This window comes from Rhizobium sp. P1_B8 (assembly GCF_056406515.1).
In genome coordinates this window covers 22010-39593 of sequence record NZ_JBFTZZ010000001.1, presented here as the reverse complement: position 1 = coordinate 39593, position 17584 = coordinate 22010, and the positions used below count along the sequence as shown (strand labels likewise).

15 protein-coding genes are annotated in these 17584 nt (G+C 58.1%); 8 read left to right on the top strand and 7 right to left on the bottom strand.

Annotated features, from left to right (window positions below; translation table 11 throughout):
* Positions 1–28: 28 nt before the first annotated feature.
* The 4 genes from AC1D2N_RS00180 to AC1D2N_RS00165 all read right to left on the bottom strand — a co-directional run bounded on the left by AC1D2N_RS00180 (position 29) and on the right by AC1D2N_RS00165 (position 4913).
* A complete protein-coding gene (locus tag AC1D2N_RS00180) occupies positions 29–1510 on the bottom strand; it encodes a lipopolysaccharide biosynthesis protein (protein ID WP_018446928.1) in 1482 nt (493 codons plus the stop codon).
* 78 nt (positions 1511–1588) lie between these two features.
* Entirely contained in the window at positions 1589–2833 is a 1245-nt protein-coding gene (locus AC1D2N_RS00175) for a glycosyltransferase family 4 protein (RefSeq protein WP_130758917.1), read from the bottom strand.
* Positions 2830–4179: a glycosyltransferase family 4 protein gene (locus tag AC1D2N_RS00170; RefSeq protein ID WP_197728773.1), complete on the bottom strand. Its 1350-nt coding sequence runs from the start codon at positions 4177–4179 to the stop codon at positions 2830–2832. The genes AC1D2N_RS00175 and AC1D2N_RS00170 overlap by 4 nt, the downstream gene beginning before the upstream one ends.
* Positions 4176–4913 carry a Crp/Fnr family transcriptional regulator gene (locus AC1D2N_RS00165; RefSeq protein ID WP_018446931.1) on the bottom strand — a complete coding sequence of 246 codons (738 nt, stop codon included), beginning with the start codon at positions 4911–4913 and terminating at the stop codon, positions 4176–4178. Before AC1D2N_RS00165 ends, AC1D2N_RS00170 begins: the two co-directional genes overlap by 4 nt.
* 470 nt (positions 4914–5383) lie before the next feature.
* Between AC1D2N_RS00165 and AC1D2N_RS00160 the strand changes: the two genes are divergently transcribed.
* The 5 genes from AC1D2N_RS00160 to AC1D2N_RS00140 all read left to right on the top strand — a co-directional run bounded on the left by AC1D2N_RS00160 (position 5384) and on the right by AC1D2N_RS00140 (position 11966).
* Entirely contained in the window at positions 5384–6085 is a 702-nt protein-coding gene (locus AC1D2N_RS00160) for a sugar transferase (protein ID WP_018446932.1), read from the top strand.
* 120 nt (positions 6086–6205) lie between these two features.
* Positions 6206–7960: a GumC family protein gene (locus tag AC1D2N_RS00155; protein ID WP_130758919.1), complete on the top strand. Its 1755-nt coding sequence runs from the start codon at positions 6206–6208 to the stop codon at positions 7958–7960.
* The gene (locus AC1D2N_RS00150; protein WP_028733238.1) at positions 7957–8979 is read left to right on the top strand and encodes a glycosyltransferase family 2 protein; all 1023 of its coding nucleotides are present in this window, start codon (positions 7957–7959) and stop codon (positions 8977–8979) included. Before AC1D2N_RS00155 ends, AC1D2N_RS00150 begins: the two co-directional genes overlap by 4 nt.
* Before the next feature lie 6 nt (positions 8980–8985).
* On the top strand, positions 8986–10371 hold the full coding sequence (locus tag AC1D2N_RS00145) for a polysaccharide biosynthesis/export family protein (protein ID WP_018446934.1): 1386 nt from the start codon (positions 8986–8988) through the stop codon (positions 10369–10371).
* 125 nt (positions 10372–10496) lie between these two features.
* Positions 10497–11966 (top strand): hypothetical protein, encoded by a 1470-nt coding sequence (locus tag AC1D2N_RS00140; protein ID WP_028733237.1) that lies wholly within the window; start codon positions 10497–10499, stop codon positions 11964–11966.
* 188 nt (positions 11967–12154) lie between these two features.
* Here the strand turns inward: AC1D2N_RS00140 and AC1D2N_RS00135 are convergent, their stop codons facing one another.
* Positions 12155–12454 carry a hypothetical protein gene (locus AC1D2N_RS00135; protein ID WP_018446937.1) on the bottom strand — a complete coding sequence of 100 codons (300 nt, stop codon included), beginning with the start codon at positions 12452–12454 and terminating at the stop codon, positions 12155–12157.
* A 306-nt stretch (positions 12455–12760) separates the two neighbouring features.
* Between AC1D2N_RS00135 and AC1D2N_RS00130 the strand changes: the two genes are divergently transcribed.
* Together AC1D2N_RS00130 and AC1D2N_RS00125 are read left to right on the top strand one after the other, a co-directional pair.
* The gene (locus tag AC1D2N_RS00130; protein WP_018446938.1) at positions 12761–13672 is read left to right on the top strand and encodes a glycosyltransferase family 8 protein; all 912 of its coding nucleotides are present in this window, start codon (positions 12761–12763) and stop codon (positions 13670–13672) included.
* A gap of 132 nt (positions 13673–13804) precedes the next feature.
* Positions 13805–14827: a glycosyltransferase family 2 protein gene (locus AC1D2N_RS00125; RefSeq protein ID WP_018446939.1), complete on the top strand. Its 1023-nt coding sequence runs from the start codon at positions 13805–13807 to the stop codon at positions 14825–14827.
* Between the two features lie 188 nt (positions 14828–15015).
* On the opposite strand, the gene AC1D2N_RS00120 is transcribed toward AC1D2N_RS00125, so the two are convergent.
* Positions 15016–15768, bottom strand: a complete 753-nt coding sequence (locus tag AC1D2N_RS00120; protein ID WP_018446940.1) for a Crp/Fnr family transcriptional regulator — start codon at positions 15766–15768, stop codon at positions 15016–15018.
* 452 nt (positions 15769–16220) lie between these two features.
* On the opposite strand from AC1D2N_RS00120, the gene AC1D2N_RS00115 reads away from it, so the two are divergent.
* A complete protein-coding gene (locus AC1D2N_RS00115) occupies positions 16221–16877 on the top strand; it encodes a sugar transferase (RefSeq protein ID WP_130758920.1) in 657 nt (218 codons plus the stop codon).
* 151 nt (positions 16878–17028) lie between these two features.
* On the opposite strand, the gene AC1D2N_RS00110 is transcribed toward AC1D2N_RS00115, so the two are convergent.
* Entirely contained in the window at positions 17029–17328 is a 300-nt protein-coding gene (locus AC1D2N_RS00110; protein ID WP_018446942.1) for a hypothetical protein, read from the bottom strand.
* Between the last annotated feature and the right edge of the window lie 256 nt (positions 17329–17584).

Genomic DNA, 17584 nt, shown 5'->3' with positions numbered 1-17584 from the left:
ACCAATCGTTGGACTACACTTGTCTCGATCAAAAGGTGAGAACCCCGTTTCGTCGCGGCATGAGCCTTTGGACGACAATGGTCTCGATGCCGTCGGGCCTTCCCAGAATCTGCCACAGCAGCAACGCGAAGGCCCAGAAGATCGCCACTGCCGCCCCGCCGCAAAGCGCCAGGCTGACGACAAGGTTGAGGCCGACAGGCATGGCGGAGAGCATCGGCTCGATCCACAGCAGGAAAGCGATCATCGGCAAGCTTGCGGCCAGAGGCCGTAAAAAGGCGTGCAACTGAGCGGCAACCGTCGCGCCGATCAGCCGTCGCGTGATGATGAGCGATGCGGCATAGGCGACAAGCACCGCCACGATCCGCGCGCCCAGTGCTCCTGCCACCTGAAAATAGGCAATGCCCAGGATGGTGACCGGAACCCTGACAGCGAACTCGGCAAACATCCGGAGAGCGAGATAGCGGGTTTTGTTCAGGACCATAGCCAATGGCGGCATCATGTTCGTGGGAAGACCGAGCAAACTGACGATGCACAGCCATTGCAGAATCGGCGCCGCAGATGCCCATTTCTCGCCGACGATGATCCGCACGGCCGGCTCGGCAAGCAGGGCGAGCGCGATGAGGATGGGCGCTGCCACGAAGGTGATCGCGTTCGTCGCCTTCAGATAGGCAGCGATCAGATTACGACGGTCATCGACGGTCGAGAATGCCGCCATTAGCGGACGCAACAATGGCCCGACGAAGGTCTGGTACGGAATACCGGCGATATTGTCGGCGACGCTGAAGGCGCCGAACGTCGACAAGCCGGTAAAGCGCGGCAAAAGCAGCCGGTCCAGTTGCCAGTTGATCGAACTCAGCACCTGCGAGACGGTGTTCCAACTGATCATGTCCTGAAAGTGCTTCCACTCGGAAAGGCTGAACCTCGGTCGCATCGGCGCAAAGACATAGGAGGTGACCGCCGCGGCGGTCGGGCCTGCAACCGCGCCGATCGCCAGCCCCCAATAGCTGCCGGTCGCGACCGCCACCCCGACACCGAATAGCAGCGTCGACCCCTTGGTGATGAGATCGAGTGCGAACTCGCGTTTGAAATCGAACCGCTGCATGAAGAGAACCATGCGCGGGCTGATCACACTGCGCATGGCAGGCGCGATGGAGAGCACGGCGACAAGAGAGAAAAGCCGGGAATCGTCATAGATCAAAGCCATCGGCCAGGAGATGATCATCATCAGCGTGCTGATGGCCACGCCTCGAAGCAGGCTGAGGGTAAGGGCCGTGGCAAACATATCGTCCGAAGGCGACGGCTGACGCATCAGGGCCTGCGTCAGCGGCAGGTCCAAAATTGTCTCGACGATGACCAGAACCGAGGTCGCGATGGCGACCAGGCCGAAATCCGCTGGGCTCAAAAGCCTTGCGAGGATCAGGAGGCTGACGAAATCGAGCAGTCGCGCCAGGAATTTTCCGCTGATGGTCCAGATACTCGCCGTCGCCGTCCTCTGAGATACGCTTGACATGATCTATCTTCTATTCCTCGTCGGCGGATTGAGGCGGTTTCGGTCGCAGCGGCAAGGCAGGCAGCTCCGGCCTTCCCATCAGCCCGGCCGTCTTCTGAAGACGTCGGCGGATCGGTCGCCATGGGTGGACAGTTGTTGCTCGATGAGACCGGACAGACGGTCGCGGAACACGGCGGAAGAAAATTTCAGCGAGTGCGCACGGATTGCATGCGGATCGATATCGTCCTCCACCTCTTCGAACGCCGCCATCGTTTCCAACAGAGCTTCCGTGGTCTGCTGCCCGAAGCGAAACCCGACCTGCGGCGAGGAAACGGTTTCTCTGGCGCCGCCGGCGTCGAAAGCCAGGACCGGCCGCCCTGACGCCATGGCTTCCACCGGAAGGATGCCGAAATCCTCCGTGCCCGGAAACAACAGGGCGCGGCATCGAGACAGGTGGTCGCGCAGAACGTTGAAGGGCTGATGGCCGAGAAACTCAACGGTTGGTCCGGCGATCGACTTCAGATAAGCCAATTGCTCTCCCTCGCCGATCACGACCAGCTTCCGCCCGGCCTCGGTGCAGGCGCGAACGGCAATATCCGGCCGCTTGTAAGCGGTCAGCTGTCCCGCATAGAGATAGAATTCGCCTTTTCCCTTCCCCACAGCAAAATCGTCAGTCGCAACGGGCGGATGGATGACGATGGATTCCCGATCGTAGAAGCGGCGGATGCGGCTTGCGACATAATCGGAATTGGCGACGAACACATCGACCCGCGAGGACGTCGTCACGTCCCAGGCGCGCAGCATGGGTGCCGTGATCGACATCAAGGCGCGACCCACCCAGGGCAGGCCATGACGGTAGACATGGAACTGATCCCAGATATAGCGCATCGGCGAGTGGCAGTAGCAGACATGCAGGGCGTCGGCGCGCGTGATGATGCCCTTGGCGGGTCCGGATTCGCTCGACAGCACGAGATCGTAGTCCTGCAGATCGAACTGCTCGAGCGCGAAGGGCATCAGCGGCAGCATCTTGGTATAATGCCGTTGCGCGCCGGGGATCTTCTGCAGGAAGGACGTGCGGATGTTCCGCGTCTTCAGAAAATCGCTGATGCGATCCCGGTTGCAGACGAGGGTGAAGATGTCGGCCTGCGGAAACATGCGGCACAGCTCTTCGACGACTTTCTCGCCGCCGCGCATCGAAACCAGCCAATAATGCACGATGGCGACACGAAGCTGCTTGGCATCGCTCGCGCTTCCGGCCTCCGTGACACGTCTTTTCGCCATCACCGGCGCATCGCCGAGAAATGCTCTCGCGTCGGGAAGAGAGGTAGTTGCTTTAAGAGTCAACTCAATACTCCTTGTATCGCCACACCGTCTGTCAGCTCGGGAACCGCATTCGTCGAAATCAGGCTTTGGTATTCGGCAAGAAGCGCGTCGCGCCATTCCTCGTGTGTCGAGGCGAGATCCGGCGACAACCGGAAAGCCCGCTCGCTCATGGCGCGGACCTCATGCCCCGGCATTTGGCTAAATCTCGTCAAAGTATCGGCAAAGGCGCTTTCGTCAGCCGTATCGCAGGCAAGCGCCATGCCGGCTCTTTGCATTTCTTCGGCGAGAAAGGCACTGCGCGACATGATGACGGGCAGACCGCTCCTGGCCGCTTCGATAGCGACGAGGCCGAACGGCTCGGGATAGCGCGACGGCATCAACAGGGCGCGCGCCTTGCGGATGGTCGGGCCGATCTCCGCATGCGACTGCCAGCCCACGGCCCTGACGTGATCTCCCGAAGCTGCGACCAGCGGCATCAGCGGCCCGTCCCCGATCACGCAGAGCTTGACGCCGGCTTTGCGCGTGGCGGCCACGGCGTCCTCAATGCCCTTCTCCTCATCCAACCGCCCGATAAAGACGAACTCCTCATTGGCCTCCGCCTCGATGCGTTTGATGGACAGCGGAGCGACGGGATTGCGGATCGTCGTCAGCCGTTCGGGCCGATATCCGGCGCCGACGAGAAAGCCGGCCATCTTCTCGTGCAGAAGGATGATCCGGCCGAAATCGGCCTGATCCTTCAGCAGCCGGAGGATATTGGAGCCGCGGGCAACCCGCCACAATTTGTGCGAATAACTTCTCTTGTCGCAGGCCGTCGCAATGCAGCTTCCGCCGAGCGGGCGTCGAAGGCAGGTTTCCTGCGCCTGATAGTCGAAGAAGGCGCCGTTGGGGCAGGCCGTGAAGAAATCATGCGCATGAACCACGCATCGTCTGGCGACCGGCACCAGCGCCTTGAAAATCGCGGGAGACAGGATCTGGTGCCAGCCATGGACATGGTAGACGGTATTGGCGGTGTCCTCTGCGGCAATCCAGTTCGCGACCATACGAACGGCGGCGCCATTGTGAATGCCGGTCACGAAAGCCTTCGCACGCTCGGCGCTGAGCAGGTCGCGGCTGTTCAGCCCGACCATTGAGACTCCGAGGGCGACAAGCTCCGCATTGGCGGCGTCATCCCCGCAAATATAGGTCACGGGGATGTCGAGCCCCCGAAAAAGCTTGGCGGACAGCACCGCCAGCGCCGTCGCACCACCTCTGGCCACCGAATAGTCGTCGATGATGACCACGCGATCGATCTTTGTCGTGCCGGGGCCGGGAAAGCGGCCGACGCTTGTGGCAGATCGGAGAACCCCGGGAAGCGATGGGCGCATCACTTCACCGAAACCGCGCCGTTGGCACAGGCCTCCAACGCCTTGCGGTTGAGAATGCGGATCTTGCCCTGCCCCCCATCGATGATCTTGCTTTCCCGCAGGCGCCGCAGGCATTGATTGACCTTCTCGCGAGACGCCGGCAGCGTTGCGGCCAGGTCATTTTGCGAGATGATCAGTTCGTCCCCGCTGTTTGCCGCATCTTTTCCGTAAACAGCGGAGAGCCGCAGCAGCGTGCTGGCCAGCCTCGATTGCAGGCTCGACGCCGCATTTGCAATGATCCGGAGTTCGAGCTCTGAAATACGCGCCAGCGCCCTGGAGAAGACCTTTTCGCGAAAGCAGGGATCGCTGGCGTACATGTCGCGCAGCAGCCGGCCTTCGAAGAAATGCAGTTCGCAGTTGGAACCGGCTCGGTATTCGAGACTCAACGTCTGCCTGCGCAGAACCTCGAGCTCGCCGATGAGGCCGGATTTCGGAATGATCTCGACGATGAATTCCCTGCCGTCGGGCAGCATCGTGCTGGCGCTGACCACCCCCGAATGCACGCGAGCGAAGGTATCGACGAGGACGCCGGCCCCGGCGATGACCTCGCCGCGCCGGAAACGCCGGACGCTCGACCGGCAGGAAAGAAATTCGTCGTCGATGACGATGCGGCTGTTGAGATGAATGCTGCCGTTAGCCGATATCGCCGTCTTGCCGATGCCGGCCCTGCGAGCTGATGCGTGTGTCGCCCCATCCATGAGCATAACTCCGAGTACTCGAATAACCATAGGAAATGCTGCACTGCATCATTTATATTGTCTTAATGTGGGTGTCAAATAACATCCCGGAGAGATAGCGTAAAGATCAAGTCTACATTTAGTTGAAAACAAAAATACATCAGCAATCGAAATCAAAATCTCGACGGAATCGAAGATAGATTGTACGATTGAAGACAGGTGCTTATTAAAAAGTCTTAATGAGTTAAAAATAAGCAATAATAGAAATGTGGATATCAAAAATATAAATGAATACCTGCGGATTATCACCTCGAAGTAGGTTAGATTGGCATTTGCAATGAAAAGAGGCCGTCGAGGACTAGTCGGAATTCTCGAATGCCGTTTAGTAGCATAAAGAATTTATTAAGGATTATGACCTTGGTAACAGACAACAAGAGTGCGGCGCAGCAAACTTTGAATGGTTCTTAATCGGAATATTTTGGAGACCACTGATGACATGGGAAGCACATAGTTTCGAGGCCTGGTCGCGTGTCGGACGGTCCGCGAAAGGCGGCGATCTCCATTCGTCGCTGCCTCGTGCGGCAGGCAGATCGTCGAAGCGCGCGATAGACCTTCTCATCGCGATCATTGCACTGATCCTGCTTTCCCCGCTTCTGTTGATCGTCGCGGTGATCGTGAAGATAAGCGACCGCGGCCCGGTCTTCTATTCCCATACGCGCATCGGCGTCGGCGGAGCACCGTTCGGATGCCTCAAGTTTCGCACGATGAAGACCGATGCGAGTGCTCAGCTTGCCGAATTGCTGCAAAACAACCCGATTGCGCGAAGCGAATGGGAAGCGACACGCAAGCTGAAGGACGATCCGAGGATCACCGCAGTCGGCGAGATTCTGCGGCGGTCCAGCATCGACGAGCTTCCCCAACTGATCAATATCGTGCGTGGCGAAATGAGCCTTGTCGGCCCCCGGCCGATCACCGCCGAGGAATTGCCGCGCTACGGCGAGCACGTATGGGCCTACATGGCCGTGCGCCCGGGCCTGACCGGTCACTGGCAGACCAGCGGGCGCAATGATGTCAGTTACGAGTACCGGGTTTCCCTCGACGTTCACTATCTCGACAACTGGTCGCTCGGCCGGGACTTCGTCATCATTGCCAAGACCATTCCCGCTCTGTTTTCGCAACGTGGCTCGTACTGAGCATGCAAGGGGAGAGCTGCCGATCATGCCCGAAATCGGAAGATATGCTGCTCCCTCCGTCCCCTCCAAGCTGCCACTACCTGGTTACTCCGTGATCTCGCCATTTTGGATTAGGACGACATGACCTCCAGCACGATCTTCAGCGGCGTTTCGCCGATACCTCTGGCTGCCGCAGCTCCCGGCGGGAACTCCCCGCTGACCTTGCGGGATATGCTTTTCTTTCTCAGAATGCGCTGGCTATGGGTTCTGGCGACAACTTTTGCCTTCCTCGCAATGGCCGGGACCTACGTGCTGACCGCCGACCCGACTTTCGTTGCCAGCACGCAACTTTTGATTGTCCCCCAGGTGAGCGGCTCTGAAGCACAGAGGGCTTTCGCGGAAGACGCGTTCATAGAGGGACAGCTAGAGATTGCCAGATCCAGCGATGTCGTCGGCGGAACGGTAAGGGCACTTGGTCTCGATACCGATCCTGACTTTGTCGATCAGACGCCTTCTCTGCAGGATAGGGCAAAGAACTGGTTGATGGGGATTTCTTCTGAACCGGATACGGAATCGCAGGAAGCGGCAGGCACAGGGCCGCGTCAAGCACAACCGCACGCGGAGGACGAGCGGATCCAGGATCGGGCGATCGCCACGCTGCTGAACATGATAGGAATACGCCGGGTCGGGAGTTCGACGATCATCGAGATCTCAGCGGCTGCGTCGACCCCTCAGAGGGCCGTCGACATCGCCGACATGCTCGCCAGGCAATATATCCAGAAGAATATCGCCATGAAGGCCAATGCTTCCCGGCAATATAGCGAATGGCTGGAAAGATTCGTAAGCGAGCAGCAGCGTGGACTGGCCGAGGCTGCCAGCGCCCTGGCCAGCTTCACGAGCAACCCGCGCGATCAGTTCAAGCTTGCGGAGCTGCAGAGCGCAACGGATGCCCGCCGCAGCCTCTATGAAAATACCTTGAACCAGCTGACGGAAGCCCGGCAGCGCATCACCTACCCGGTGTCCGATGCCACGATCGTCTCGCGGGCCACGCTGCCTCTTTCGAAAGCCAGACCGCGCAGCACGCTCATCATCGCCTTTGCGGCGGCGGTTGGTCTTGGCGTCGGCTTGGCACTCGCCATGATAAGGCACGTCGGCGATCGCCGGATCATCCGCCCTCATCAGATCGCTGAAGCCAGTGGGCTGCCCTTTGTCACTTTGCTGGCGACATCGAGGAAGACCCATCTCCCTGCGCGTTTCCTCCCCGCCGGTACCGGCAGCAGCAGCACAGCCGCCTATCCTGTTATTCCGGGCATGGCGGAACTGAGCGCGACGGTCGTCGGTCTTCGACGCAAACGCCGGGTCGTCATTGGAATCGTCGCCGTTGATCCAGGCAGCGGAGCCTCGACTATAGCATGCGAACTTGCAGTGCTGTCGTCGAGATCAGGGGCTCACACGCTGCTGATCGATGCGGCTGCGCAGAGGTCGTCACTCAGCAAATCGATCGCGCCCCATAGTTCCACAGGCCTCGTCGATGTTCTCGACAATGGCGAACTGATCCAGACGGCGGCATTGCCCCTCACTTCGACACTGAAATTCCTCCCCCTCGGCAAGGTCGAAGCAGTGACGCCGGCCATTCGCCTGAGTTCCCGCCGCACGCAGTTGAGCTTCGCCGACCTGAAAAAGGAGTTCGACGCCATATTCATCGACATTTCCGCATTCTCTGCTTCGCCGGATGCCAATGCGATCGCACCGGAGCTGGACGGTGTCCTCGTCGTCACCTCGCATGGACGCACCTCGATCGACGATACCCTGCGCGTCATCGACACCCTGCGCAATGTAGGCGCGGAGATCCTCGGCGCAGTCATCAACCATGCACCGGAAAGAATGCACTCATGACCTCGCCTTCGGCAGAAGCAACCAGGCAGGGCGGCCGGATCGGGTCGGCGCCTGTTCCTTGCGGCGCTGAAGCCATGGCTGAGCGCGCGAACCGCCCGTTGCGAATGGCCGTGGGGATCGCTTCGGCAGGCCGCCCCTCGATACTGCGGGAGACGATCGATTATCTCACCACCCTGCCGGATCAGCCCGAGCGGCTGATCGTCTGCGTGCCCACGATCGACGACGCCGCCGGGCTCACCGAGCGCCTCGATGTTGAAGTCATCGTCGGCAGCCGCGGCCTGACCTCTCAGCGCAACAGGATCATCCAGGCGGCGGCCGCCGATACGGATGTTCTGATCTTCCTGGATGACGACTTCATTCCCGCCGCAACCTTCCTGTCGCGGATGGCGGCTGTCTTTGCGGCAAACCCCGACGTGGCGATCGCCACCGGTGAAGTTCTGGCCGATGGCATCCTCGACGGCGGCCTCAGCATGTCAAACGCCCTGAAAGTTCTTGAAACTGCGGCCGAAGGGGCCGAGCAGGTGACGGAAGTCTATAACGCCTACGGATGCAACATGGCGGTTCGCCTTTCACCCATTCTCGAGCACGCGCTGGCCTTTGATGAACAACTGCCGCTCTACGGCTGGCTCGAGGATGTCGATTTCAGCCGGTCCATCGCCCGCTACGGCAGGTCCGTACGCGTCGAAGGCGCCCGCGGGGTGCATCTCGGCGTCAGATCCGGACGCCAGCCCGGCCGAAGACTCGGCTATTCGCAGGTTGCCAATCCTGTCTACCTGATCCGGAAGGGCACGATGTCGAAGGGCCGTGCCGTTGCGCAGATCGGCCGTAACATCCTGGCGAATACGCGGGGCCTATTGTTCAATGATCGCTTGATCGACCGCTGGGGACGTTTGAACGGCAATTTGCTGGCGCTGTCCGATCTTCTTGTCGGCCGCGCCTCGCCGTCCCGCATTCTCGAATTCGGCAATCCCTCGCCGCGCGAGATGCCTTCGCCGTCGATCGCAACGAAACGGAGATAGCAGTCAATGCAGCGCACATCCTTGTCCGATCGCCTGATCTCCGCCGCTCTTGCCTTGCTGGTATTTTCCTGCGTGACCGGCTGGAGCGTCGCCCATGCGGAAAACTATACCCTCGTGCCGGAAGATCAGGTGAGACTGCGCGTCGTCGAATGGCGATCTTCGGATTCCCGGTATGCCAGCTGGGAAGCACTCGGCGGGACATATACAGTCGATGATGCCGGCAATCTGGCGATCCCGATCGCCGGACAGGTGCAGGCGATTGGCAAGACGACGGAACAGGTTTCCGATGCGATCGCCACTGCGCTCTCCGAAAAGGCGGAACTGCCGGGAAAGCCGTTCATCGCCGTGGAAATTGCCCAGCATGCGCCGATCTTCGTAACCGGGACAGTGCAGACCCCCGGGCGTTATGCTTTTGAAGCCGATATGACGGTCATGAAGGCCGTCAGCATCGCCGGCGGCTTCCTTCGGGAGCGCGAGGAGAATACCGTCTTCGAGCGCGACCGGATCCAGGCTGCCGGAGCCTATCGAACGGCCATTCTCAACCGGCGCGATCTTCTGATGCGTCAGGCGCGGTTGCGTGCCGAGATCGCCGGCGAACAGAGTTTCGAGATCCCTGCCGAGCTCGCCGGAACGCCCGATGTAGACAAGCTGAAGGCGCAGGAATTGAACCTGATGCGGCTGCGACGTGTCGATATCGAAAGCCAGATCGATGCGGCGAGCGACCTCACCCGTCTCTACGGCCAGCAGGTCCAGTCGCTCGAGGCCAAGATCAATTCGCAGAAGCGGCAGATCGACCTCGCGCAAAAGGAACTGGATAATGTCAACAGCCTGGTGAGCAAGGGCCTGGTCAGCAATTCCCGTCAGGTCTCGGTCGACCGCGGGGTCGCGGATGCACAAGGCACCCTGATCGATCTCGAAGTCGCTCTGACCACGGCTCGCCAGGGGCTCAGCGAAGCCGATCGTTCGAAGATCAATATCGTCAATCGGCAGAACAGTGAAAACCAGGAGCTGCTGAACCAGGTCAATCTCGCGATCGGCAGGGCGGCGATCGACATCCAGGTGGCCCAGCTTCTGGGCGAGCAGGCTGGCTACAGCGCGCAGCTCGCTCAGATGAATACGGAAACGCCGGGTCTTGGCAGAGCACAAAAGAACTACAGGATCGTGCGTCGCAACGAAGACGGGACTTATCGCAACATCGAGGCGGACGAGACGACCACCTTGCGGCCGCATGATGTCGTCGAAATCGGCATCGATACGGACCTTCAGACGCCGTCGCCTCCGCTGCAGTTGCAGTCCGCGCCGCAGCAGCAAACCTCGACCGTCCCGCTGTCGAAGGTGGCAGGCGATAATCAGGCGGCTCCCGGCTGGATATCCCAGACGGGATCGAATTAGGGGGCGGTTGTGACCATCGACGACAGCTGGCGGCTTGCGCCTCAAGCATCGCCCCGAAAGGCGGATGCCGGTCTTCGGCAAAACCGATGCCTCCGCCGCTCGCCGTCCGGATCGGGATTTGAAGCATGTCGATAGAACCGATCGGTTTCATCGTTCTGCTGCTTGGCCTGCTCGGCATGGTCAACGGCGCGCGATTTGCGATTGCGACCCTTTGCCTGTCGACGCTGCTGGGGGCGGCGGCGGCTCTCCAATTGCCCGCGCTCGGCGGCAGCAGCATCCAGCCGAGCCATCTTCTGGTGCTTTTTCTCGTGGCCGCCGCCCTGCTGCGCCCGGCTCAAACACAGGCCATGCTGGCCAGCATCGCCTATCCGGGTCCCGGTTTCTGGTTTGCCGCCTACATCCTGTTTTCCGTGGCATCGTCTTTCTTTTTGCCCCGCATCTTTGCAGGGGCGACCCTCGTCTACTCCTCTGCACGAGACGCCACGGGCATGATGTCGACGGTGGCCGCTCCCCTGTCGCCGGGTTCGTCCAATCTCAGCCAGTCCGTCTATCTGCTTGGCGACCTCGCCTGCTTTGCCGTCGTCTCGGGGCTTACCAGGCTCGGCTATGCCCGTTTCATCGCACTGCAGTTGATCGTGGCCTCGATCGCCTGTTTTGCCCTGGCGTTGATCGATATCGGAACGTTTCTGACCGACCAGTCCTACCTGCTCGATGTCATCAGAAATGCGAATTATACGATGCATACGGCCGAGACGATCAGCGGCTTCAAACGCATCGTCGGTCCGTTCCCCGAAGCAAGCACTTATGGCGCGGTCGCATTGGCCTATTTTTCCTTCACGCTCATGCTTTGGCTGGAGCGCGTCCAAAGCCGTATGGCCGGACTTGCAACGCTTTTCATCGGCCCGACGATCGTCCTTTGCACGTCGACAACCGCCTATATCGCCGGCATCTTCGTTGTCTGCATGTTCGTGCTGTATTGCTTGAAACGACTGATCAGCGGCCCGGCCACGACCCCGCACGTGACACTCCTGGTGATCACGCTGTTCTTGATTCCCTGCGGGATCGTCGCGCTAAGCCTTGTCCCCGATGCGTGGGATTCCATCGCCGGCCTGGTGAACAGCACCTTGTCGGACAAGCTTCAATCGCAATCCGGCGAAGAACGCACTGCCTGGAACACGCTGGCATTGATCGCATTCGTCGATACAGCCACCTTCGGCGCCGGGCTCGGCACGGTTCGAGCCTCGAGCTTCATCGCTGCATTGCTCTCCAATGTCGGATTGACCGGCACCCTTCTCTTCGCCGCCTTCCTGTACAGCCTTGTGAGAGCCTCCGGCCGGCAAATGTCAGGCGATCGGGAGATCCGCGCGATCGGAAACGCTGCGGTTATGGCATCCATCGCGCAGGTCGCCTCGGCGGCGATATCGGGAAGCGGTACCGATCTCGGCTTGCTGTTCAGCACGACGGCGGGTCTGGCAGCCGGCTGCCTGGCGGCAACCAATATCGCGCCACGGCGCGCAAACCGATCGCTTGCCAACCGAACCCCACTGGAGACATCGACATCTCTGCCGAGAGCGCCGATGTTTTCAACACGATGAGGCCCGCCGTGAAGCTCAGCCATCGCGCGGGATGGCGATCTCGTCAAGCCATCGGCGTGTCGGCACCGGGTCGACGTCGGCTGACCGCGCCGCGTCTTTCAAGGATCGCCTGTAAAAGCGGCCTTTCGGACGAACGCGCTCCGGCAAGGTCATCCGCACAAGGATATGCTGCAGGTTCTATGTCAATATTAGCCCTGTGGGCGCTCAGTGGTGGTCGCGACGCTATCTGCGACGGAATTGTTTTCCCGCAGCCTGGCACTACGCCGCAAAAGCCCCGACAGGAACGCGCCTGCCAGAAAGCCGATTTCCATGAGCGCGAGGATGGCGATACCGGAGAGCGCGCCCACGGTCACCGAAGACCCGTCGGCAAAAGCCACGCTGCCGAAGCCGATTGCCACGAGGAATGCAAAAATTGCGAAAGCCCAAGCCCGGATGGCAGCCCCGGCAGCGATCGAAATCACGGTTGCCACGAGCGCGGTGATCAGCATGACAATCCCCCTTCCCTCCGCATTCCGACAAGGGTCCCGGCACCAATCTTCGTACCGCGAAACAAGAAGTCGAAACACAGCCCTGTGACAGGCAAGGCACTCTTCATGGCGAATATCTCAACAATGAAACACACAAAAGCCGCCGGCAGCCAGACTCCGATTCAGCTCCACCGGTCTGGACGCCGGCTATATATACCGAACAGGGCCTTCATATGACAGACCCGTCAGCGCAATTCACAACGGTTCCCTCGACTGGAAAGACAATGCCGATTCATTTGTATTGCGGACAATCGGAAGGGTGATGACATGAACAATCAGTGCGTCGTCTACGTCACGGATGTCGAGTATTCATTTCCGACTATTCTCTCGGCGCTTCAGGCTCGAAAATTCGCAAGCCCCGCGACCGATGTCTGCGTCCTCTTGTCGGAACATCTCGATAATTTCGAAGAGCTGAAAGCCTTGCTTGCAAGGAGCAGTGTCATACTGATCGATGCGACCGAAGCGCTACAGGACTCGCTCGGCAAGCTCGACAGTTCGCATTTCCAGGGACGCATCAGCGTCAGCACGATGGCCAAGCTGGTCCTTTGCGAGATCCTGCCTGACAATTATACCCAGATCATCTACCTCGACGGTGATACCCAGATCGTCAGCGATCTCGGTGCGTTCGAAAGCGCCACGGTTCCAGAGGGCCGGTTTTTCGCGGCGCGAGATTATACGGCGATCCATGACTTCCTCGATACTGGAAGCAGCAGCCACTATTTCAACGCGGGAGTCCTGAAATTCCATCGCAACGGCTGGATCGGGCAGGAGGCGCTTGAGCTTTTTGCTAAAAATCCCGAGGCCTGCGAGGGCAAACATGATCAGGGCGCATTGAATTATGTCTGCGGTTCAGCGCTCATCCTCGTATCGAACCGCTGGAACTTTCCCAAACAGTTCCTTCATCTGGTGAACATGTCCTCCTTGTCGATCGTCCATTATATGGCGCATCCGAAGCCATGGCACGGAACCTTCTTTCCATGGACCGATAAGGAAAGCCAGGTCTACGTCGACCTGCGCAAAGCACATCCGATTTACAACTCGCTGTATCGCGGAATAAGCTTCGACCGTAAGATGCTGTATAAATACAGGTCGATACGGGCACGCATCGAACACGCAATTGAGAAAGACGGATCCAATCCTCGGGTCCAGAGCCTGCTGGTTGGCGATTACGCAGTATGATGATGTATGGTTGGTCCGACCTGAATGTCCGCGTGACTGAACTCAGCGTCGCCGGTCGAGCCGTGGATTTGCAGACGGAAGCGCAAGTATTCATCCATTCATTCCAGGAATGGATAATGTTCAGGACAGAATATGAGTTATAGGGCTTCCGCCGCCAGTATCTCGCATTACGTGAAAGCCCGCCTGCGCCGGTCGCTCAAGGCTCGACAGGTTCGCTATGACCTGCTGCGCAGCGGGCTCAAGCAGGCGCGCCACGTCGTCATCTGCGTCATCCGCGACGAAGGGCACCGGCTGGCCTTCTTCCTGCAGTATTATCGTAATCTCGGCTTCGAGCACTTCATCTGCATCGATAACGGCTCCACCGACGGCACGGCTGAGTTGCTGTCCAGCTTCGACGATGTCTCTCTTCTTTCGGCTCATGGGTCCTACAAGGCGGCGAGATTCGGAAACGACTGGATCAACGAAGTCATCAACCGGCACTGCCGGGAGAAGTGGGTCCTGTATGTTGATGCAGATGAATTTCTCGTCTATCCCCATTGCGACACCCGGCCGATTGATCAATTGACCGCCTATATCGATTCCATGGGCGGCCACTCCCTCCGCTCGGTCATGATCGACATGTACAGCCCGCATCCCGTTCTTGAAAACATCTGCGAACCCGGTCGCAACCCGCTCGAGGTCTGCAATCTCTTCGACCGATCCGGATATGTCGCGCATTTCGACGAACGCAACGGGACAATATGGATCAAGGGCGGCGTTCGCGGGAGGGTCTATTTCCACGACCGGCTCTGGGACGGCCCCGCGCTTAACAAGATACCTCTCGTCTATGTCCAGGGTGAACGTCTGTTTCTCAAATCATCGCACCAGGTCTGGCCACTCTCCCTGAATTTGGGCGACATGCGCGGAGCGCTCGGCGTATCCGGCGCCCTTCTGCATTTCAAGTTCCTGTCGACCTTCGTGCACAAGGTTGCCGACGCGGCACACCTGTCCCAACATACGGAGGAATACACCGTATACTCCTCGGGCAAGGACATGGATGACTTCGTCTATGACGATACGGGCACCTACAGAAGCTGGAAGGACCTGTCCGATCACGGGCTCATACAGGGTGAAGGGTGGAAATACTGGAGGAATGCTTCCGAGAGCGAAATCTAGAGCATGTCGCGCAAAATTGCGCGGCCGTTTGGGCAAAACGTCACTAAGATATGGGGGTAAAACGCCAATTTGGTCTTTCAGCCCTGCTTCGTCCGACTATCAACACCCACAGCCATTCAAACACAGAACCCGCCGGTGGCGGGTTCTGTTGAGGCTTTCTGCTCTTTTGTTTTTATCACCGCGACGTCTCAAGCGAGGGACGTCACACCCTCAGCGTAAGCCTCCAGCGCCTTCCGATTGAGAATGCGGATTTTGCCCTGTGTCCCGTCGACCACTTTGCTCTCGCGCAAACGCCGCAGGCATTGGTTGACCTTCTCACGCGACGCCGGCAGCGTCGCGGCCAGGTCATGTTGGGAGATGATCAACTCGTCGCCGCTATTCTGCGCATCCATTCTGTACAAGGCAGAAAGACGCAGCAGCGTCCGGGCCAGTCTCTGCCTTAGACTCGATCCGGCGTTGGAAATGATCCGCAGCTCGAGTTCGGAAACACGCGCCAGTGCCTTCGACAGGATCTTCACCTGAAATTGCGGATCGTTCGCACACAAGTCCCGCAGCAATCGACCGTCGAAGTAATGCAGTTCGCAGTCCGAGGAGGCTCGATATTCCAGGCTGAGAGACTGCTTGCGCAGCACCTCCAATTCGCCGATCAAGCCACCTTTAGGAATGATTTCGACGATGAACTCTCGTCCATCGGCAAGCGGCGTGCTTGCGCTCACCATTCCGCGCTGTACGCGGGCGAACATGTCGATGAGGACACCGGCGCTGGCAATAACTTCACCGCGGCGAAACTTTCGAATACTTGAGCGGCAAAACGGAAACTCGTGATCCAAATCGGCCCGGCCGCCGTAAACAATACCAACAGGCCCGCAAGTAACCGCTTCGCCTATTCGCGCCGCGCTTCCTCTAGTCCTGTTGTCTCTGATGCTAATCGCCCCGTCCATACGCGCAACTCCACGCAGACTAATTGATTTACTGTCTTGATCGACATTCGTAATGCGTTAAATTATAAAGTCAAACAGTAATAAAATAAAAATCTCGTGTTTAAACTATACATAATTATGACGACTCCTCACATTTATATATAATAAAATTCATATCGAATTCTTTCACAAGAAACTCATAGAAGCTGCGCGACGGTTTTTATACAATTTATGACAATTGCTTACCCGTAGAATAAGTTAACAACTACAATAGTAATATAAGAATATAAAATAAATCTGAATGAATCCTCCGTTATATATTTCAATAACAAAGGTAATATTTTAAATAGTCAAAAGAATTTCTTTAGAGTATAAAGAATTTATTGAAGATTATGACCTCGGTCACAGACATAAATCTTGCATTAAAACAAGCTTTTGCTGTGATTTCTGGGGTTTGTCTAACGGAGACGCGGATGGCGGGAAAAAATCAGGGCGTCAACCCAACCAAACCTTGGCGGGATTTCGCCAGGGTTCGACAGGAAAGGCGTCCATTCAATTCGTCACAATCCCATAGGATCAGCAGAATTCTGAAGCGTGCATTGGACATCATCATTGCGGCAAGTGTCTTATTCCTTCTGTCGCCGCTCCTTCTGTCGGTTGCAGTCATCATAACGCTAAGTGATTGGGGGCTTGTATTCAATTCCCATCGTCGGCTCGGTTATAAGGGAAAAGAGTTTGGTTGCCTCGAGTTTTGTACGATAAGAGCCGACGCAACGGCCAAAGCGCAGGTCACTGTCGTCGGCGGTATTTTGAGACGATCGAGCCTCGACAAGCTTCCGCAATTGATCAACGTGTTGCGGGGTCAAATGAGCCTCGTCGGGCCTCGCGCCATTACCAAAGAAGAGCTGTCGCGTTACGGTGAACATGCTTACGCCTACATGGCCGTCCGCCCCGGCCTGACTGGCCCTTGGCAGACCAGCGGGCGCAACGACGTCAGCTATCAGAATAGAGTTTCCCTCGACGTCGAGTATTTGTCCAAATGGACGCTCGCGCTGGATTTTGCGATCATGGCAAAAACACTCTCCGCCCTGCTGTCCCGGCAGGCCCTACTGCCCAGGGTGGACTCCTGAAGCATGTCGCGCAAAAGCGTGCAGCGGTTTTGCGATAACGACATGGGTTGGAAATAAAGATCTAAAGCGTGAGGAACAAATCTGAAAGATTGCGCCGCCCTTTAGACATCCTGACATAGCGCAAACACCGAGCATCCTGCCGCCTCAGTCATTATCCATGAGGACGCTTGCCTGTGACATGGGAGCGATCGGCGATCGAGTTCTTTTTCCGGCGCTTTTGATTATGCCCCCACAACGAGAAGGCGAATAGACCCGCCAGATAGCACATCTCCATCAACACAAGCACTTCGAGGCAAGAAACGATCGCTTCCGTCAAGGAGGAGCCTTTTAGCAGGGTCACGGCGCCCAAGGCCGCGACCACCAGAAATGCGAAGGTTGCAAAGGCCCAAGCGCGAATGGTCGCTCCGGCGGCGATGGAGACGGCAACCACGATGAGCGTGCTGTTCAGCATTATTCCGTTCCTCTCTTCACACCTCCTTCAAGCCACCGTCAGCCCTCAATGACATGACAAAACCCAAAGTCAGAACGAAGTCCGATCAAAGTATTTTATCCATTACGGTTAAAATATTGCTAACACCCGCCCAATAACTCGGCTGAGCCACGCCGGAGAATATTCGACTATTCATCCGCCATGGCCACTCCATCGTCAAAAACCAAGAAATTCATGGATATAGCGGCAGGAAAGATTTAGGCATCGAAGGCTTATA